We start from the raw sequence: 19549 nt of genomic DNA on the forward strand, positions 1-19549 counted from the left end.
ACAACGCGCCGGTGGCTTCCACCGGCGCGTTTCTGTTTCCGCTGCGGGGCGCGTGCGCCAACCCGGTAGAGTCGACCGTTGGTCGACTGCTCTTACCGCGCTGCGCGCGATAGTCGACTGACAGTCGACTCTACCGCCCATCCGCGTGTCGTGATCGTCCCCAACCGCAGCCATTCGCGCTACTGTTGCAGGGTGCAAACTACGGAAGAACCGGCGCGTGTTGTCGCAAGCCCCTGCATTGGAGTGTGCAAGCTGGATCACAACCGGCTGTGCGCCGGGTGCGGGCGGCATATCGATGAAATCGCAGGGTGGTCGACGATGAGCGACCGCGAACGCAGCCGCATCCTGCATCGCGTGCAGCCCCTGCGCGAACAGCTGCAGCAGTCGCTGCGCGGATCACTGGCCGACCATGAACGCCTGCTGCGCGCGCTGCATCCGCTGGCCGAACCGCCGCAGGGCGATGGCTGGAACCGCAGCGAACTGAGTGACCTGCTGCCGCCCGGCCCGCCGGTGGAAGCCGCGGTGCTGGCCGGCATCGTGCCGCGTGCCGGCGGTGCCCAGGTCATCCTGACCCGCCGCACCGAGACCCTGCGCACCCATGGTGGCCAGGTCGGATTTCCCGGTGGACGCACCGAGCCGGACGACCGCGATGCCCTGGCCGCCGCACTGCGCGAGAGCCAGGAAGAAATCGCGCTGGCACCGGGCCAGGTGCAGGCGCTGGGCTACCTCGATCCGTTCGTGACCATCACCGGTTACCGGGTGACCCCGGTGGTGGCGGTGGTCGATCCGGATTTCGTGCCGGTGCCGCAGCCGAGCGAGGTGGCCGAGGTGTTCGAGGTGCCGCTGGATTACCTGATGGCCGCCGACAACCTGCGCCAGGTCGAGATCAACCATCGTGGCCGCGTGCGCCATGTCCTCGAATACGGCTGGCCTGGCCAGCGCATCTGGGGCGCAACCGCTGCCATCCTCTACAACTTGCGTCGCCGTCTGGAGCAAGTGCAATGAAGCCGATCGATCCGCCGTGGACCACCCTGGTCGATGTCGCCACGCTGGCCGCCGCCCTCGATGGCGACGTGCGCGTGGTCGATGCCCGTGCCACCGCCAGCACGGCCGTGCGCGTGGTGGATGCGCGCGCCGCGCTGGCTGACCCGCAGGCCGGGGCAGGGCAGTACGCGGCCGGGCATATCCCCGGCGCGGTCCATGCCGATCTCAACCAGGACCTTTCCGACCTGCGCCGCAGCGGCCATGGCCGCCATCCACTGCCCGACAGCGACACCTTCGCCGCGCGCGTGGGCCAGTGGGGCATCGGGCCGGACACCCAGGTCGTGGTCTACGACGGCAGCGACGGCAGCATGGCGGCCGCCCGCCTGTGGTGGCTGCTGCGGCTGCTCGGCCACAGCCGGGTGGCCGTGCTCGACGGCGGCATTGCCGCCTGGCAGGCCGCGGGCCATGCGCTGGCCACCGGCCACAGCGAGGTGACCGCGCAGCCGCCTTACCCGGGCCGCTTCGACACCACCCAGGTGGCCTCGGCCGACGAAATCGCCGCGCGCCTCAAGCATGCCCCGGGCTGGCTGGTCGACGCCCGCGCCGGCGAGCGCTTCCGTGGCGAAGTCGAGCCGCTGGACCCGGTGGCCGGCCACGTGCCCGGCGCGGTCAACCGCCCGTTCGCCTTGAACGTCCTCGACGGCCGCCTGCGCGACCCGCAGGAACTGCGCGCCGAACTGCAGGGCGTGATCGGCAGCCAGGACCCCGAGCGCGTCGTGCTGATGTGCGGATCCGGCGTGACTGCCTGCCACCTGCTGCTGGCGATGGAAAGCGCCGGCCTGAGCGGCGCCCGCATCTACGCCGACTCCTGGAGCGGCTGGGTCAGCGACAGCACCCGCCCGGTCGCCACCGGCGCCTGAAAGCGCACGGGGTCGGATCCGTTTCCCAACGGGAAACTGCTCTGACCCCAATCGCGCGGGTAGTCGCGCAGGGCGCAGTCGAGCGCGGCTCGACTCTACAAAAAGCGCATTTCGATTGATTTGACCCCGTGCCGACCAACGGTCGGCACCCACCATCAGCAGCTTCCAGATTGGGGTCAGAGCCCGTGCAGTCCCGACAGATCGCGGGAAACTGTCGAAGGCGGGGTGGGTCCGGTTGAGGGGGCGTGAGCCGCATGGATGCGGCGACCGAGCTTACAGGGACGTACTTGCAGCGTCCCCCTCAACCGGACCCACCCCGCCATCCCTCAGGAAGCCAGCTTCTGTTGTTGCTCTGGCTTCGGCCTCTGCAGGTGCAGGGCGCAGCCCTGCCGATTACCCCAACCCCTGCAACGGCACCTTCGCCAGCACCCGCGCCCACGGAAACAACGGCCCCGGATCCCGCTTGCGCGCCACCGTCAGCCCCGCATCATCACTGGCCGGCACCTGCTCCAGATCCAGCTGGTCATGCCCGGCGATGCGCTGCAGCGACGGATACCGTGCCACCAGCGCCAGCAGCAGCGCCTCCAGCGCCACCAGCTGCGCCTCGGTATACGGCTCGTCCATCGCCTGGTGGCGGCTGTCGAACCAGTGCGGGTAACGCCCGGTGTTGACCAGCTCGATCCCCACCGTATCGGCGTTCATGCCGCGCACGTGGTGAGCGATGCGCTCCGGCGCCACGTACTGCACCACGCTGCCGTCGCGGTCGATGTAGAAATGCCCGCTGTTGCCCGCGCCGCTGTCATACAGCACGCGCTCGCCATACTCGCGGGCCATCGCCAGGTCGGGCAGCTCGGTGCAGTGGATCACCACCATCCGCAGGCTGTCGGCATCACGCAGGGGCAGGCGATCGTGGTAGGGCAGGGGCTGCAGCTGCAGGCCGGGCAGGAGCGGGGTGGGCATGCGGCGATGCTAGCATTGCAGGATGAACCTGCCTTCCCGATCGACGTTGAACCGCTCCCTGGGAGCGCATGCATGAGCCGCGGCCACTGCATCCTGTCCCACGGCTTCGAGAGCGGCCCGGAGGCCACCAAGGTCACCGCCCTGGCCGAGGTTGCCGAGCGCCTGGGCTGGACCCACGAGCGCCCCGACTACACCGACCTGGACGCGATGAGCGAGATCAGCCGCGTCGGCGACGTGCGCACCCGCCTGCAGCGTCTGGTCGAGCGTGCCGCCGCGGCCGCCACCCAAGGCCCGGTGGTGCTGGCTGGCTCCAGCCTGGGCGCCTACATTTCCGGCATCGCCTCGCTGCAGGTGCCGGTGGCCGGCCTGTTCCTGATGGTGCCGCCCACCACCATGGGCCCGATGCCGGCGCTGGACGCCGCTGCCGTGCCGACCACCGTGGTCCAGGCCTGGCATGACGAGGTGGTGCCGGCCGCCGGGGTCATCGCCTGGGCGCAGGCGCGCTCGGCGCAGCTGCTGCTGGTGGACGACGGCCACCGCCTGGAACGCCACGTGGAGGCCTCCGCGCAGGCCTTCGAGCGCCTGCTGCGCCAGCTGTGAAGCCCGGGCGCACGGCGCGCCCGCCCGCTTTGACTACAATGGCAGCCCCGCCGCCCCCGGCGCGGGCCTGCCGGCCGTGTCCACGGCCCTCCTTTCCGACTGGCCCGGCCCCTGTGCCGCGCCCGACCACCTGCGAACCGATCCCGTGAAATTCTTCGTCTCCTGCGCCAAGGGCCTGGAATACCTGCTTGCCGATGAACTGTCGGCCCTGGGCCTTGGCAAGGCCACCGCCACCATTGCCGGCGTCAACGCCGATGGCGAACTGGAGCAGGCGCTGCGGATCGTCATGTGGTCGCGCCTGGCCAGCCGCGTGCTGTGGCCGATCGACGAGTTCGAATGCCCGGACGAGCAGGCCCTGTACGACGGCGTGCGTGCGCTGCCGTGGCATGAGCACATCAAGCCGGAAATGACCCTGGCGGTGGACGCGCACGTGTCCGGCGACAAGATCACCCACGCGCGCTTCGCCGCGCAGCGGATCAAGGACGCCATCGTCGACCGCATGCGCGATGAAGGCCTGGAACGCCCCTCGGTCAACACCGACCTGCCCGACGTGCGCGTGAACCTGTCGCTGCGCAAGGGCCGTGCCTCGCTGTCGATCGATCTCGGCGGCGGCCCGCTGCACCGCCGTGGCTGGCGTGGTGCTGCCCACGAGGCGCCGCTGAAGGAAAACCTGGCCGCCGCGCTGCTGATGCGCGCGCAGTGGCCGCGCCTGCACGCCGCCGGTGGTGGCCTGCTGGACCCGATGTGCGGCAGCGGCACGCTGCTGATCGAAGGCGCGCTGATGGCCGCCGACGTCGCCCCCGGCCTGATGCGCCATGGCAGCCTGCCGCCGAGCCGCTGGCTGGGCTTCGACAAGGCCGCCTGGAAGACCATCCAGAGAGAAGCGCGTGACCGCGAAGCTGCTGGCCTGGCCGCGCTGAAGCCGGTCATCCACGGCAGCGACATCGACCCGGTGGCCATCCAGGCCGCCCGCGAGAATGCCGAAGTGGCCGGCGTGGCCCACGCCATCCGCTTCACCCGTGCGGACGTGGCCGACCTGGCCGCACCGGAGCAGGAAATCGGCGCGGTGGTCTGCAACCCGCCCTACGACGAGCGCCTGGCCGCCGATCCGGCGCTGTACCGCGCGCTGGGCAACGCCCTGCAGAAGGCCGTGCCGCAATGGCGCGCCAGCCTGCTGTGCGGCAATGACGAACTCGCTTTCGCCACCGGCCTGCGCGCCGGCAAGAAGTACCAGATGTTCAACGGTGCGCTGGAATGCGCGCTGATCGTCTGCGACCCGATCGCCGTGCCGGGCCGCGACCCGGCGCAGCCGCGCGAGCTGAGCGAAGGCGCGCAGATGGTGGCCAACCGCCTGCGCAAGAACCTGAAGAAGTTCAAGAGCTGGCGCGCGCGCGAGGACATCACCTGCTTCCGCGCCTACGATGCCGACCTGCCGGAATATGCGGCGGCCATCGACGTCTACGAAGAAGATGGCGGCCAGCGCCGCACCTTCCTGCACGTGCAGGAATACGCCGCACCGGCCGCGATTCCGGAAAACGACGTGCGCCGTCGCCGCAACGAACTGCTGGCCGCCGCGCGCGAAGTGTTCGGCGTGCCGCCGGAGCAGGTGTCGATGAAGTCGCGCGAGCGCGGCAAGGGCGGCAGCAAGTACGGTCGCTTCGAGCAGCGTGACGAGTTCATCGTGGTGCGCGAAAACAACGCGCTGTTGCAGGTGAACCTGTTCGACTACCTCGATACCGGCCTGTTCCTGGACCACCGCCCGCTGCGCCGGATGATGGCCGAGCAGGTGCGTGGCAAGCGTTTCCTCAACCTGTTCTGCTACACCGGCGTGGCCAGCGTGCAGGCGGCGGTGGCCGGCGCGGCCAGCACCACCAGCGTCGATCTGTCGGCCACCTACCTGCAGTGGTGCTACGACAACCTGGCGCTGAACGGCCAGGGCGGCAACCAGCACCTGCTGGTGCAGGCCGATGCGATGGCGTGGCTGGAAGGCGATCGCGGCCAGTACGACGTGATCTTCTGCGATCCGCCGACGTTCTCGAACTCGGCCCGTGCCGACGACTTCGATGTGCAGCGCGAGCAGCTGAAGCTGCTGCGTGCGGCGGTGGCGCGCCTGGCGCCGGGCGGCGTGCTGTATTTCTCCAACAACTTCCGCCGCTTCAAGCTGGAAGAAAACGCCATCGCCGAGTTCGCCCAGTGTCGCGAGATCACCGCGCGCACGATTGGCCCGGACTTCGAGCGCAACGCGCGCATCCACCGCGCGTGGGAACTGAAGCGCCTGGGCTGACCGGGTACCTGGGGTCGGATCCCCTGCGCGCAGCGCAGGGGCTCTGAGCCCGGCTGCAGCCGTAGTAGATCCACGCCATGCGTGGATACGCGATGCCTGGGGATGGGGTCAGAGCCCTTGCGCTGCGCGCAAGGGATCCGACCCCGGCCGCGTCGGGTCGCACGTCTAGTAGATCCACGCCATGCGTGGATACGCGATGCCTGGGGATGGGGTCAGAGCCCTGGCGCAATGCGCAAGGGATCCGACCCCGGCTGCCGGGTTACAAAAACGCCACCACCAGGCCGAGAACCGGCAGCGCGATGGCCAGCGGTGCGATCCACGTCTGCCGGTACGGGTACAGGCCAAAGGCCAGCGGCACGCCGGCCAGGGTCAATGCACCCAGCCACAGCACCGGGCCCATCGCCCAGCCGTGGTCGACCACGCACAGCGCGAACGCGACCGTCAGCAACACCCAGCCCAGCACGCGCCACTGCGTGCGCCGTGCCGGCGTCGCGGCGGCCTTGCCGTGCAGGTCCTGCTGGTGCTTTTCCATCGCCAGCGACAGCGCGGTGAACGCGGAGAACGACAGGGTCAGGGCCAGCAGCATCATGCGCTGGCCTCCGCTTCGGTAGCCGCAGGCGCAGCCGGTGCCTTGGCGGCTGCAGCCGCCGCTGCGCGCTTCTTCTTTTCAGCCGCGCTCAGCGGCGGCGTCCAGCGCTGCATGCGCCAGCCGCACATCGCCAGCATCGCGCCGAAGGCAAGCATCGACAGATCGAAGCCGGCCAGCACCCAATCGCCACTGAGCAGGGTCACGCCCAGGTGCGCATGGGTGGTCAGGGCATTGACCACCGGCACCAGCGCGAAGGCGGCTGCGCCGATGTACAGCTGCCACGCCCACATCATCCGCTTGGGCCAGATGAAGGCGGCCAGCAGGGCGGCGCCCCAGGCGTAGAAGAACACGTTGGCCTCGGCGTTGGAGCGCTCGGCCATCTCCAGCGGCAGCAGGCGGTTGCCCCAGAAGTAGGCGGCAAACGCGATCGGCAGGCCGGCCACGGCGCCGATGTTCAGCGCATCGACCAGGCGCAGGCCGAAGCCGATGCGTCCGCTCTTGGCGTGCTTGGGCCGTTCCTTCACCGCCCACAGCACCACGCCGCTGGCCACCATCAGGCAGCCGGTCAGGCCGGACAGGAAGAACAACGCACGCAGGCCCCAATCAGCGAAGCGGGCCAGGTGCAGGCCATACATCACGCCACGGGTGGCGGTGGCGCCGCCGGAGGGCGGGCTCTCCTGCAGCAGCGTGCCGCTGGCCATGTCATAGCGCAGCGCCGGGGTATCGGTGGACAGCCGCTTGCCGTCGCGCTGGCGGATGTCGATGACCGCGTTGGCGGCGCCCGGGTTGGTCACGGTGAAGCCGCCCACTTCCACGCCCTTCCAGTGCGCGCGCGCACTGTCCAGCAGCTGCGCGATCGGCATCGGCACCGCGCGGCCCTCGGCCGGTGCGCTCACCTCGGGCATGCCACCGAAGGCTTCGGCGAAGAACTTGTCCTCGTCCTGCGGGTAGGCCACTTTCACGCCCCACGGCAGGTACATGATCATCAGGGTGACGATGCCGGTGTAGGTGATCATCGCGTGGTAGGGCAGGGCCATCACCGCGCTGACGTTGTGGAAATCCAGCCACGACCGCAGGCCCTTGTCCTTGCGGAAGGTGAAGAAGTCCTTGAAGATTTTCTTGTGGGTGATGACGCCGGTGATGATCGCCACCAGCATGAACATCGCGCAGAAGCCCACCAGGTAGCGCGCCCAGTACACCGGGATGTAGTGCAGGTCGAAATGCAGGCGGTAGAAGAAATCACCGCCACGGGTGTCGCGCGCCTTCAGTTCGCCGCCGGTGTTCGGGTCCAGCGTTGCATCGCCGAAGGCACCGCGACGGCCCTTGGACGGATCGGCCTGGTCGGCAGGCACGCGCCAGAAAGTGCTCATGGCCGGGTTGCGCGGCTGCGGCAGCGTCACGTACCACATCTCGGCGTTACCGGCCTTGTCCTGTAGGAAGTCGATGGCGCGCTGCGCGGCTACGTCGGTGCTGACCTTGGCGCTGGGCAGCTCCGGGCGCATCCAGCGGCTGATTTCCTCGCGGTAGTAGCTGGCGGTGCCGGCCATGAAGATCAGCAGCAGCAGCCAGCCGACCAGCAGGCCGGTCCAGGTGTGCAGCCAGGCCATCGACTGGCGGAATCCGTTCTTCATGCCCAGGCTCCCAGCAGGCGCGACGCGGCGGCCAGCAGCAGGGTGGGGCCAAGGATGCCGACCCAGGCGCGCAGTGCGCTGCGCGTAGCAAAGGCCCACAGCGCGGCGCAGGCGGCGACCACGATGGCCAGCAGCATGCCGGTCAGCACGGCCTGCCCGCGCGCGGCGGGCAGCGCCACGGCGCAGAACACGCTGGTCATCGAGGCCAGCGCGTAGCCGCCGAAGATCGCGGCCAGGGAACGGGACAGCACTCCCCAGCGTTCGCTGGCGAAGAAGGTGCTGAGGCGGGAGCTGGCAAGTTCGGGCGAGCGGTCCACGGCGGTCCTGCAGGTTCGTTGGAAGAAAGGCCGGCGCACCGAAGCGCGCCGGAGGTGGCCATCCGTGGCCGGGCGCCGGTCGCAGAACCGGCGCCATCCATCAGGGCATCAGAGCTTCCAGCGCAGGGTCATGGTGACGTTGCGCGGTTCGCCCCAGTACACGCCGTTGTAGAAACCGACGTTGCTGTAATACTTCTTGTCCAGCAGGTTGCTGATGTTGAGCTGGGCGCTGAAGTTCTCGTTGAAGCGGTAGCCGCCGGCCAGGTTCAGCAGGTAGAACGCGTCCTGCTGGATGACGCCGGGTTCGGTGCGGCCGCTGGTCAGGTAGTCGGCCGCCGGCTTGGTGCTGGCGCGCCAGATGCGGCTCTGCCAGGTGGCACCGCCGCCCAGCCAGAAGCGGCCATCGATGCCGCCCGGACGCCAGCTGGCGTTGAGGCGGAAGGTGTCCTGTGGGGTGGTGCTGTTCTGTACCACGCCGAGCTGGCTGCGGCTGACGGCGTGGGCGAAGCCCGCCGAGAGGTTCCAGCTTTCGCCGATACTGCCCTGTGCTTCCACTTCCCAGCCGTGCACCTTGTTGCCCTTGCCGGTGGAGCGGTAGGCCTGGGTGCCATCCGGAAGCGAATTCAGCGGCACCGAATCATCGACCTCGGCCACATTGTCCTTCTCGCCCTCGAAGATCGCCGCCGAGGCATTCAGCAGGCCGTCGAAGAACTCGGCCTTCAGGCCGCCTTCGTACATCTTGCCGACCACCGGCTCCAGGTAGCTGCCGTTCTTGTCGCGGTAGTTCTGCGGCGCGAAGATGTCGGTGTAGCTGGCATAGGCGCTGAGCACGCGGTTGAAGTCGTACACCACGCCGGCGTACGGCGTGGTCTGGTCCTTGGGCTTGTAGCCGGTGCGCGTGGTGCCGGTGCGGTTGCCGCTGCTGTCGTAGCTGTAGCGCCAGGTCTTGGTTTCCCAGTTGCCGTAGCGCACGCCGGCCACCACCAGCAGCGGGTCGGCCAGGCGCAGGCGGGTAGCCACGTAGGCCGCCTGCTGGCGAAGCTCATCCTGCGAACCCAGGTAGCCCGGACGGGTCACCGACAGCGGCGCGACATCGCCGGTCCAGTTCCGCCAGTCGGGCACCTGGGTGTAACTGGTGGGGTAGGGGTCGATGGATGCCGACGGGTACTCGCCCTTGCGCACCGACTGGCCTGCGCCGAACACCACTTCCTGGGTGTGGCCGAACAGTTCGAAGCTGCCGGTGGCGTTGACGTCCGCCACATCCATCGTGCTGTCTTCGACGAAGTTGCCGATGTAGGCCAGCACGCCGGTGCCGTCGGCACGCGGGTAGCCCTGCGCGCCATACCAGACCGCGCCATCGGTGTTGCGCTTGGCGCGGCTGATCGCGGCCTTCACTGACCAGTGGCTGCCCAGCTGCTGTTCCAGCCGCGCGAAGGTGGTCTTCTCGATGATCGGCCAGCTGCTCCACGACGCCGAGAAGTTGGTCGAGCGCGGCAGGTTGGCCGGTGTGCCGTCCGGGCCCCAGTACGGCACCACGCCCCAGGTCACGCCGCTGGTATGCGGCGACTGGTATTCGTAGCCCACCTCGAACAGCGTGCTGTCGGTCAGGTCGGCCTGGACGATGCCGTAGAACACGTCCTTGTCCAGCTGGTAGACATCACGGAACGAGTCGCTCTGCTGCTTGGCGGCGACCACGCGCGCGCGGATGCGGCCGTCCCAGGCGATCGGGCCGCCCAGATCGGCTTCCAGACGCTGGTTGCCCCAGCGGCCCAGGGTCAGGTTGGCACCCATCTGGAAGGTGTCGGTCGGGCGCTTGCGCACCATGCTGATGGTGCCGGACGGGTCACCGGCGCCGGTGGTCAGGCCGGTGGCACCGCGGATCACTTCGATGCGCTCGTAGATCACGTTGTCGGTGTTGGTCTTGATCGACCCACCGAACGTGTTGAGCATGCCGTCGATCTGGAAATTGGTGATGTTGTAGCCACGCGAGACATAGTTGATGCGCTCGCTGTCGGTGACCGCCACATGCACGCCGGTCACCTGGCCCATCACATCGGACAGCGAGAACAGGCCCATGTCATCCAGGCGCTGGCGGGTGATGACGGTGACCGACTGCGGCGTCTCGCGCAGGGACAGGTCCAGCTTGGTCGCACTGCGGGTGTTCTTCACTGTGTAGCCGTTCTGGATCTCGCCGTCGGCGGTTACTTTCACCGTGTCCAGCGTGCGCGCATCGGCGGCGGACGGTGCATCGGCGTGGGCCAGCGGGGCACACAACAACGTGGCCAGGGCCAGCGCCAGGGGGGAAACGACGGGAATGTTCGGTCGGGCCATACAGTGCGATTCCATGCAGGAGGAAAACATCAGCGATGGAATCCATGCGTGCGGGCGCCTGCGCGGAATCGCGCGACCCGAGGCATCTCCCATCGCCACGCGCTGACGGCCAGGGCCGTCGGCGCACGAGGAGCCGGGGATGTACACGGGCGGAAGCGCGGTGGGGGCGCCAGGTGGCTGAGCGTACAACCGATCAGTAAATGATAGGCATTCGCATTTCGTTAATCAAGCATGGGTTGGCCGGGGCCGGGGCCGGCCTTCAGCGCGAAGCGCAGGCGCGGGTGACGTCGTCGTTGAGCTGCCGCTGCGGCGTGCGCGTGCCGAACCACTCGGCCATCTCGCGGCGCGCCCGCGCCTTGTCGCAGGCCTCGGCGTTGCTGGCGGCCTCGATGACCGTGCCGGATCCCTGCGGCGCACTGCGGCCGGCGTTGGCCTGAAGCTGACGGCGCGCATCGCGGAGCTCGCGGTCGACCCGCTCCGATTCCTGCCAGCTGAGCTTGGGATCACGCACGATCGGCCGCGTCACGCCCGTATCCTGCCCGCTCGGGCAGGGCAGCGTCTGGTAGACGCTACGACCGCCATCGTTGCACTTGTACACACGCTGCGCGCACGCATCACCTGCCGCCGCCAGCAGTGGCAGCAACACCCATATCCTTCGCATGGATCCCCCCACGGGCCACCTTGGCCCGCATGGCGCGGGAGCATAAGGAGTGCGACCCCGGTCGCGCAATATGCCTTCGTCTTCCGCCAGACATGGGGTCAGAGCCCGTTGCGCAGCAACGGAATCCGACCCCGTGCCGACCAACGGTCGGCACCCACCATCAGCAGCGGGAAACTGTCAGGGGCGGGGCGGTGTGGGTGGGCAGGACCGTTGGCGCCATGGATGGCGCCATCGAGCCCCCATGGACGGGTTTACGGCGTGTCCTGCCCACTCACACCGCCCCGCCATCCCACGGAATGCAGGCTTTTGCCGTTGACGTTGACGTTGCCGCTGCGGGTGCAGGGCGCAGCCCTGCCGGAAACCCACTCAGAATCTGAACAGCACCGTCGCCGCATGCAGCAGCACCCCGATCAACCCACCCACCAGCGTGCCGTTGAACCGGATGAACTGCAGGTCGCGGCCCACGCTCAGTTCCAGCTGCTCGACCAGGTGCCGCTCGTCCCAGCCCTTCACCGTCTGCGCGATGTGCGTGGTCACCCCCTCTCGCAGGCGCTCGGTCAACCGCTGCGCACCCTCCAGCAGATGCTGGTTGAGCGCATCGCGCAGCGCCGGATCGGCCTGCAGCGTCGCACCCAGCGATGCCAGGCTGCGCTGCAGGTGACCGACCAGCGCCGAATCCTCGCGCTGCAGGTCCGCGCGCAGGCTGGCGTGGATGCGCGCCCACAGCCCCTGCACATACTCCTGCAGGGCCGGGTGGTCGATCATTTCCTGCTTCAGCTGTTCGATGCGCTCGGCCAGCGCCGGGTCTTCGCGCAGGCGCTGCACGTAGTTGCCCAGCCAGGTCTCGTAATCCTGCCGCAACGGATGCTGCGGCTCGGCCAGGACCTGCTGCAGCTCCTCCAGCACCGCACGCGCCAGGCGCTCGGCCAGGCTGTCACCGATCTCGTCGATCGGCTTGATCCAGTTCACCGTGTTCGACAGCGTCGGCCACTCGCGCTGGATGTAGCGCACGATCAACTGCGAAGCGCGCTCCTTCACTTCCGGTTGTTCCAGCCAGCGGCCGAGCCGCTGCAGGCCCTCGTCCAGCACGCGCTGGTGGCGGCCATCGGCGGTCAGCAGGGCCAGCAGTTCGCCAGCGGTGGAGGCCGCGTTCCACTGTCGCAGCTGTTGCACGACGAAGCTGTGCAACTGCCGGCGCACGGCGCCTTCGTCGAAGAAATCCAGGGCCTGCAGCGCCCAGCCACGGGCCATGTCGGCCAGCATCCGCGAACGCGCCGGGTCGGCCAGCCAGCTGCCGAGACGGCTGGCCGGATCGAACACCTGCAGCTTGGCCAGCAGCACGCCCGGTTCCAGGAACTGGTCGCGCACGAACAGGGCAAGGCTGTCGCCGATGCGTTCCTTGCTGCGGGGGATGATCGCCGTGTGCGGAATGGGCAGGCCCATCGGCCGCCGGAACAGCGCCACCACCGCGAACCAGTCGGCCAGCGCGCCCACCGCGGCGGCCTCGCAGAAGGCCGACACCCAGGCCCAGCCACCGCGCTCACCCTGCCAGTGGCTGACCGCGAACCCGGCCAGCATCAACAGCAGCAGGCCCAGGGCGATGGCTTTCAGGCGTCGCAGCTGCGCGCGACGCGGATCGATGGCAGACGTCATGGGGGGAGTCTAACCGGCACCGCATGAGCGTCCGGTAGTGCCGGCCGCTGGCCGGCATCCAATGGGCCGTGATGCCGTATCGGCGTTGCCGGCCAGCGGCCGGCACTACCGGTTACTGGGTTTCGAGCTGCTTCCGCAGCGCGGCCAGCTGCGCGCGCAGGGTGTCGTTCTCGCGGGTCAGGGCGACCACGCGACGACGCAGCGCCGGGGCGTCCTCGCCCAGCTGCTCCAGTGCGGACAGCACTTCGGCATCGCGGCTGGCGACCTCATCCTCGCTCGGCTCCTCGAAATCCATCTCGGCCGCTTCAGGCTTCGGTGCGCGCGGCTTGCGCTTGGATTCGCGCACGCGCTTGGCTGCCTGCTTCAGCTCGTCCTTGCCACCGGCGGCGGCCGCGCGCTGCTCCTCTTCCGGCAGGTCGGCCACGGCCGCAGCCGCGCTGATCGAGATCACGCCGGCCTTCACCGCTTCCACCACCTCGGCCGCGGCCTGGGCGTGGATGCGCTCGATCATGCCGACCTGGCTGGTGCTCAGCTTGGCTTCGCGGGCCAGTTCGGCACGGCTGACCTTCGGTGCGGGCTCCCACGGCGGGCTGTCTTCGCCTGCGTCGTCGGCCGGTTCGGCGGTGCCGTCGCTCTCGCGCTGCAGCTGCGCCTGTTCCACCTGCTTGCGGGCGGACAGGATGTCGCGCTTGCGCAGGGCCAGTACGCCGCGCTGGAAGTCGGACACGCTGCGGCGGCCCAGATGCTGCTCGATCATCCACAGGTGCACGTCTTCCATGCTCTGGAAGCGGGTGTTCTGCACGGTGTTGAACGGCAGGCCGTGCTTCTGGCAGATGCCGAAGCGGTTGTGGCCGTCCACCAGCACATCACCCCACAGCACCAGCGCGTCGCGGCAGCCCTCGGCCAGGATGCTGCGCTCCAGCGCGTCATGTTCGTCCGCGGTCAGCGGGTCGATGTAGGCCTTCAGTTCTTCTTTGACGACGATGTCCATGGGCACGGCAACAGTCAGGAGCGGAACCGACCATTGTACCCGCTCGCCGGCGCCGGCCCGGGCTCAGGCGGTGGCCCGGATCATCTCGCCCAGGGTGCCGGTGATCTGGTCGATCTGCGCCTTGTCCACGATCAGCGGCGGCGACAGGGCGATGATGTCGCCGGTGCAGCGCACCAGCAGGCGGCCATCGTGGAAGCAGCGCCGGTACACCTCGTAGCCGCGGGCGCCGGCGGCATCGCGGCGTGGCGCCAGCTCGACCGCGCCAACCAGGCCGAAGTTGCGGATGTCCACCACGTTCGGCAGCCCCTGCAGGGCATGCAGGCGCTCCTGCCAGTATTCGCCCAGCTCGATGGCGCGCTCGAACAGGCGCTCCTCGGCGTGGATGTCCAGGGTGGCCAGGGCGGCCGCGCAGGCCAGTGGGTGGCCCGAATAGGTATAGCCATGGAACAGCTCGATGGCCTGCGCCGGGCCCTGCATGAAACTGGCATGCACCGCATCGCCGACCAGGACTCCGCCCAGCGGCACCGCCCCGTTGCTGACGCCCTTGGCGAAGGTCAGCAGGTCCGGCGTGACCCCGAAGCGCTGCGCGGCGAAGGGCATGCCGACCCGGCCGAAGCCGGTGATGACCTCGTCGAACACCAGCAGGATGCCGTGCTGGTCGCAGATCTCGCGCAGCCGCTGCAGGTAGCCGGGGGAGGGCAGGATCACCCCCGCCGAGCCAGCGACGGGCTCGACGAACACGGCGGCGATCGTGGACGCATCGTGCAGCGCGATCAGGCGTTCCAGATCGTCGGCCAGTTCGGCGCCGTGGCGCGGCAGTCCCTTGCTGAACGCGTTGCGCTCCAGGTCCAGGGTGTGGCGCAGATAGTCGACGCCGCCCAGCTGCAGGCCGAACTGCCGGCGGTTGTTGGGCAGGCCGCCGAGGGCCATGCCGCCGAAGCCGACCCCGTGGTAGGCCTTTTCGCGGCTGATGAAGCGGGTGCGCTGGCCCTCGCCACGCAGGCGATGGTGGGCCAGCACGATCTTCATCGCGGTATCCACCGCCTCCGAGCCGGAGCTGGTGAAGAACACATGGTTGAGCCCGGCCGGTGCCAGCGCGGCCAGCCGCTGGGCCAGGGCGAAGGCCGGTGGCGATCCCATCTGGAAGGCCGGCGAGTAATCGAGCGTGGCCGCCTGTTCGGCGATGGCCTGGACGATGCGCGGCCGCGCGTGGCCGGCGTTGCAGCACCACAGGCCGGCGGCGCCGTCGAGGATGCTGCGCCCGTCGATGTCCTCGTAGTGCATGCCCTCGGCACGCACCAGCATGCGCGGCGCACCCTTGAACTGGCGGTTGGCGGTGAACGGCATCCAGTACGCATCCAGCGATTCGGGGCGCTGGGTGGCCAGTGCGTGCGGGTCGATCGCGGGGTTCTTCATGCCGCCTCCGTCGGTTCCGATGCACCGACTGTAGCGCAGCCCGGTCATCGCGGCGGTAGCGGCGGCGGCAGAACAGGCGCATCACGGCCACGGCGGTATAAACGAGGCATTCGCTGCCTGGAGCCGGACATGGCTGACTTCCCCGACCGCACCCACTGGCAGGCTCTGGCCAGCCAGCTGGCCATTCCCGCACAGGCCTTCATCGATGGCCGCTACGTGGACGCGGCCAGCGGCGCCCGTTTCGACTGCATCAGCCCGATCGATGGCCGCGTGCTGGGCCAGGTGGCCGACTGCGATGCGCAGGACGTGGAGCGTGCGGTGGCAGGCGCGCGGCGCGCGTTCGAGGCCGGCCACTGGTCGCAGGCCAGCCCGGCGCACCGCAAGCGCGTGCTGCTGGCGTTGGCCGCGCTGGTGGAAAAACATGCCGACGAACTGGCCCTGCTGGAAACCCTGGACATGGGCAAGCCGGTGCGCGATGCGCGTCGCGTCGACCTGCCCGGCGTGGTGCGCTGCCTGAGCTGGACGGCCGAAGCGGTGGACAAGCTGTACGGCGATATCGCGCCGACCGGCCCGAACGAACTGGGCCTGGTGAGCCGCGAGCCGGCTGGCGTGGTGGCGGCGATCGTGCCGTGGAATTTTCCGCTGCTGATGGCCTGCTGGAAGATCGCGCCGGCGCTGGCGATGGGCAATTCGGTGGTGCTCAAGCCCTCGGAGCGCTCGCCGCTGAGTGCACTGCGGTTGGCCGCACTCGCTGCCGAAGCCGGGCTGCCCGATGGCGTGCTGAACGTGCTGCCCGGGCAGGGCATGTACGTGGGTGAACCGCTGGCGCTGCACATGGATGTGGACGTGCTGGCGTTCACCGGATCGACCGCCACCGGCGCCAAGCTGCTGCAGTACGCCGGCCGTTCCAACATGAAGCGGGTGTGGCTGGAGTGCGGTGGCAAGAGCCCGCACCTGGTGTTCGCCGATGCGCCGGATCTGGATGCGGCGGCCAAGGGCGTGGCGCGGGGCATTTTCTTCAACCAGGGCGAGGTGTGTACGGCGGGCTCGCGGCTGCTGGTGGAACGTTCGATCCGTGACGATTTCGTGCACCAGGTGGTGGCGTACGGGCGGCGCATGCAGCCGCGCCATCCGCTGGAGGCCGATGCGCCGATGGGTGCGCTGGTCGATGCCGCGCACGTGGACAAGGTACTGGCCGACATCGCGCGCGCCGAGGGCGACGGTGCGCGCCTGCTGCTGGGCGGGCAGCGCGCCGAGGTGGAAGCGGGCGGGTGCTACGTGCAGCCCACCGTGTTCGACCAGGTGCGGCCGGAGCAGGCGCTGGCGCGCGAGGAAGTGTTCGGGCCGGTGCTGGCCGTGCTGGCCTTTGATGGCGAAGCCGAGGCCGTGCGGCTGGCCAACGACAGCCGCTATGGGCTGGCAGCCGGACTGTGGACGCGCGACCTGGGGCGCGCGCATCGCGTGTCGCGGCAGCTGCGCGCAGGCAGTGTGTGGGTGAATGGCTGGGATGGCGGTGACATGAGCGCACCGTTTGGGGGTTACAAGCAGTCGGGCAATGGTCGCGACAAATCGCTGCATGCGTTCGACAAGTACAGCGAGATCAAGGCGACCTGGATCCAGCTGTAGCGTTGAGCCGCCGGGCATGGCCCGGCGCTACCGGCACCGCGCGCTCACCACCAGCACCGCGTCACGCAGCGCCTGCCGGTCCATTTCCTCGACCGCTCCCTGGAAATAGTCCATGTCCTGCTTTCCCAGCTGGCACGGGTCGACGATGTACCCGGGTGGCCACAGGCCGAGCAGCTGCGCCACGCCGTGCACGATCTGCTCCGGCGTCATCGTCCTGCGGATGCGGAAGTAGTTCCGCCGCGGCGCGAACGCCGCATGCACCTCGCGGCGGCCGATCAATCGTGGTGCCACCCCCGCCGCCGTAATGCCATCACCGCCGTCGATGCTGCCGGCCGGCAGGCCCAGCACGAGGGGTGCCGGTGTCGGCGTACTGTCGCTTTCCACATCTGCCGGCGGCAGCGGTACAGGCGCAATCCGCGGCGAGGGGCGCGCAGGTGTCGGTGCCGCCGATATTGCAGCAGGCACGTCTCGGGGCGGCTGCAGCGGCGGCGGCAGCCAGCGCAGGCTGATGCGTTCTTCGGCCTCCCGCGCGGCACCCAGCCGGCCGCTCTGCCACAGCCACGCGCCCAGCAGGGCATGCAGCAGCACCACGACCAGCCAGGCCACCGTGCGCGGCAGCTGCGGTGAATCGGACCAGCGCAACGCAACCACAGGGGCCATCGGCGAAGCATCCATGCAGGGACCGGTGGCGCAGCCTAACCAGTGTCCAGAAAAATTCCGTTGGCATCGGTGTCGGCTGAAACCATCGTCCCGTCAGGCCTCCCGCGCGTGGCAGAATCGGTCGATCCACCTTCCACGCCTTGCCGATGTCCTCGATCACCGCTGCCGCTCCGCCCGTGAATTCCCCCAGCCGTGTCCTGCTGGCCAGCCTCATCGGCACCACCATCGAGTTCTTCGATTTCTACATCTACGCCACGGCGGCGGTGCTGGTGTTCCCGCACCTGTTCTTCCCGGAAAGCAGCGACCAGGCGGCCCTGCTGCAGTCGCTGGCGACCTTCGCGGTGGCCTTCATCGCGCGCCCCGTGGGCTCGGCAGTGTTCGGCCACTTCGGCGACCGCATCGGCCGCAAGGCCACGCTGGTGGCGGCGCTGCTGACCATGGGCCTGTCCACGGTGGCCATCGGCCTGCTGCCCACGCATGCGCAGATCGGCCTGTGGGCGCCGGCACTGCTGGCGCTGTGCCGCTTCGGCCAGGGCCTGGGGCTGGGCGGTGAATGGGGTGGCGCGGTGCTGCTGGCCACCGAGAACGCACCGCCTGGCAAGCGCGCGTGGTACGGCATGTTCCCGCAGCTGGGCGCGCCGCTGGGCTTCCTGCTGTCGGCCGGCATCTTCCTGCTGCTGGGCCGCTGCCTGGGCCAGCAGGACTTCCTGCAGTGGGGCTGGCGCATTCCGTTCGTGGCCAGCGCGCTGCTGGTCGGCCTGGGCCTGTGGGTGCGCCTGAACATCCACGAGACCCCGGATTTCCAGCAGGCACTGGAGCGCAAGGCGCCGGTGCGGCTGCCGATGTGGACCGTGCTGCGCGACCACTGGCTGCCGATGCTGCTGGGCACGCTGGGCGCGTTCGCCACCTTCGTGCTGTTCTACCTGATGACGGTGTTCAGCCTCGGCCACGGCACGTCCGTGCTGGGCTACAGCCGCGAGCAGTTCCTGCTGATGCAGATGGGCGCGATGCTGTTCTTCGCGGCGGGCATTCCGCTGTCGGCGCGTTATGGCGACCGCTGGGGCACGCGCCGCACGATGGTCTTCGCCAGCCTGCTGATCCTCGGCTTCGGCGTGCTGTTCGCGCCGCTGTTCCAGGCGAACAGCCCGTGGCTGGTGTTGAGCTTTTTGTGCCTGGGCCTGTTCCTGATGGGCCTGACCTACGGCCCGTGCGGCACCTTCCTGGCCGAGATCTATCCGGTGGAAGTGCGCTACACCGGCGCATCGCTGTCGTTCAACCTGGCCGGCATCCTGGGTGCAGCGCCGGCGCCGTACCTGGCCACCTGGCTGGCCGAGCGCTTCGGCCTGGTCGCGGTGGGTTACTACCTGTGCCTGACCGCCGTGGCGACGTTGTGCGCGCTGCTGGCCCTGCAGCGGCGCGCGCAGCTCAGCCAAAGAAACGCTTGAGCGTGCGGCCCAGCCAGCCGCCGCTCTGGTGCTCGCGGGCGAACTGGTTGAGGTGCGCCTTGACCTGTTCGGCGTAGGCCTGGTCATCGCCGCGGATGTGGTTGAACAGCCAGCGCGAGAGCATCGTGCGCAGTTCGTCGGTCACGTCTTCGCCGGCCTGGAAACGCAGGCGGTACTCGGCCACGCGCTTGATGAAGATCTCATGCACGCGCTTGTGCGCGGCACAGAACGGATAGCCCGCTTCCTCCATCAGCTCTTCCTCGAACGCGAAGTGCGACATGGTGTAGTCCACCACTTCGTCGATCACTTCGGCCACCACCGCCGTCTGCAGCCCGGCCTGGGCCACGTGCAGGTGGTTGAGCATGTCGACGATGCGTCGGTGTTGCTGATCGATCACATCGATGCCGATGTTCAGATCGTCCTGCCAGACCAGTAGTGCCATCCCCGGCTCCCCTTAATGTTCATGTCGGGGCTGACTGTA

17 protein-coding genes are annotated in these 19549 nt (G+C 69.0%); 6 read left to right on the plus strand and 11 right to left on the minus strand.

Translation table 11 applies throughout. The features are described 5' to 3' along the window. Window positions 1-192: 192 nt before the first annotated feature. Window positions 193-1005, plus strand: coding sequence for a CoA pyrophosphatase (locus C1925_RS07545; RefSeq protein ID WP_108770649.1), 813 nt, complete (start codon window positions 193-195; stop codon window positions 1003-1005). After that, a complete protein-coding gene (locus C1925_RS07550) occupies window positions 1002-1904 on the plus strand; it encodes a sulfurtransferase (protein ID WP_108768347.1) in 903 nt (300 codons plus the stop codon). The genes C1925_RS07545 and C1925_RS07550 overlap by 4 nt, the downstream gene beginning before the upstream one ends. A 393-nt stretch (window positions 1905-2297) precedes the next feature. On the opposite strand, the gene C1925_RS07555 is transcribed toward C1925_RS07550, so the two are convergent. Next, a complete protein-coding gene (locus C1925_RS07555) occupies window positions 2298-2864 on the minus strand; it encodes an N-acetylmuramoyl-L-alanine amidase (RefSeq protein ID WP_108768348.1) in 567 nt (188 codons plus the stop codon). Window positions 2865-2936: 72 nt separating this feature from the next. Here C1925_RS07555 and C1925_RS07560 point away from each other — a divergent pair, with 72 nt between their 5' ends. Next, window positions 2937-3464, plus strand: coding sequence for a hypothetical protein (locus C1925_RS07560; RefSeq protein ID WP_108768349.1), 528 nt, complete (start codon window positions 2937-2939; stop codon window positions 3462-3464). Window positions 3465-3609: 145 nt separating this feature from the next. Continuing rightward, a complete protein-coding gene (gene rlmKL, locus C1925_RS07565) occupies window positions 3610-5748 on the plus strand; it encodes a bifunctional 23S rRNA (guanine(2069)-N(7))-methyltransferase RlmK/23S rRNA (guanine(2445)-N(2))-methyltransferase RlmL (protein ID WP_108768350.1) in 2139 nt (712 codons plus the stop codon). Between the two features lie 259 nt (window positions 5749-6007). Here rlmKL and C1925_RS07570 read toward each other — a convergent pair whose 3' ends face one another. From C1925_RS07570 to C1925_RS07605, 8 genes are all read right to left on the minus strand, one after another. Beyond that, window positions 6008-6337: a DUF3325 domain-containing protein gene (locus C1925_RS07570; protein WP_108768351.1), complete on the minus strand. Its 330-nt coding sequence runs from the start codon at window positions 6335-6337 to the stop codon at window positions 6008-6010. Then, window positions 6334-7968: a PepSY-associated TM helix domain-containing protein gene (locus tag C1925_RS07575; protein ID WP_108768352.1), complete on the minus strand. Its 1635-nt coding sequence runs from the start codon at window positions 7966-7968 to the stop codon at window positions 6334-6336. Before C1925_RS07575 ends, C1925_RS07570 begins: the two co-directional genes overlap by 4 nt. Next, window positions 7965-8285, minus strand: coding sequence for a DUF3649 domain-containing protein (locus C1925_RS07580; RefSeq protein WP_108768353.1), 321 nt, complete (start codon window positions 8283-8285; stop codon window positions 7965-7967). The genes C1925_RS07575 and C1925_RS07580 overlap by 4 nt, the downstream gene beginning before the upstream one ends. A 108-nt stretch (window positions 8286-8393) precedes the next feature. Then, window positions 8394-10616 carry a TonB-dependent siderophore receptor gene (locus C1925_RS07585; RefSeq protein WP_108768354.1) on the minus strand — a complete coding sequence of 741 codons (2223 nt, stop codon included), beginning with the start codon at window positions 10614-10616 and terminating at the stop codon, window positions 8394-8396. 259 nt (window positions 10617-10875) lie between these two features. After that, entirely contained in the window at window positions 10876-11259 is a 384-nt protein-coding gene (locus C1925_RS07590; RefSeq protein WP_108768355.1) for a DUF4124 domain-containing protein, read from the minus strand. Window positions 11260-11643: 384 nt separating this feature from the next. Then, the gene (locus tag C1925_RS07595; RefSeq protein WP_108768356.1) at window positions 11644-12930 is read right to left on the minus strand and encodes a DUF445 family protein; all 1287 of its coding nucleotides are present in this window, start codon (window positions 12928-12930) and stop codon (window positions 11644-11646) included. Window positions 12931-13042: 112 nt separating this feature from the next. After that, window positions 13043-13921, minus strand: a complete 879-nt coding sequence (locus C1925_RS07600; protein ID WP_108768357.1) for a plasmid replication/partition related protein — start codon at window positions 13919-13921, stop codon at window positions 13043-13045. 63 nt (window positions 13922-13984) lie between these two features. Continuing rightward, window positions 13985-15337, minus strand: a complete 1353-nt coding sequence (locus tag C1925_RS07605; RefSeq protein ID WP_108768358.1) for an aspartate aminotransferase family protein — start codon at window positions 15335-15337, stop codon at window positions 13985-13987. A gap of 129 nt (window positions 15338-15466) precedes the next feature. Here C1925_RS07605 and C1925_RS07610 point away from each other — a divergent pair, with 129 nt between their 5' ends. Further along, the gene (locus C1925_RS07610; protein ID WP_108768359.1) at window positions 15467-16963 is read left to right on the plus strand and encodes an aldehyde dehydrogenase; all 1497 of its coding nucleotides are present in this window, start codon (window positions 15467-15469) and stop codon (window positions 16961-16963) included. A 27-nt stretch (window positions 16964-16990) separates the two neighbouring features. On the opposite strand, the gene C1925_RS07615 is transcribed toward C1925_RS07610, so the two are convergent. Then, window positions 16991-17623, minus strand: a complete 633-nt coding sequence (locus C1925_RS07615) for a hypothetical protein (protein WP_254051404.1) — start codon at window positions 17621-17623, stop codon at window positions 16991-16993. A 146-nt stretch (window positions 17624-17769) separates the two neighbouring features. Between C1925_RS07615 and C1925_RS07620 the strand changes: the two genes are divergently transcribed. Then, on the plus strand, window positions 17770-19068 hold the full coding sequence (locus C1925_RS07620; RefSeq protein ID WP_108768361.1) for an MFS transporter: 1299 nt from the start codon (window positions 17770-17772) through the stop codon (window positions 19066-19068). Here the strand turns inward: C1925_RS07620 and C1925_RS07625 are convergent. Beyond that, window positions 19049-19510 carry a bacteriohemerythrin gene (locus tag C1925_RS07625; protein ID WP_108768362.1) on the minus strand — a complete coding sequence of 154 codons (462 nt, stop codon included), beginning with the start codon at window positions 19508-19510 and terminating at the stop codon, window positions 19049-19051. The two genes, C1925_RS07620 and C1925_RS07625, sit on opposite strands and share 20 nt — an antisense overlap. Between the last annotated feature and the right edge of the window lie 39 nt (window positions 19511-19549).

It is taken from the genome of Stenotrophomonas sp. SAU14A_NAIMI4_5, assembly GCF_003086795.1.
GTDB lineage: Bacteria > Pseudomonadota > Gammaproteobacteria > Xanthomonadales > Xanthomonadaceae > Stenotrophomonas.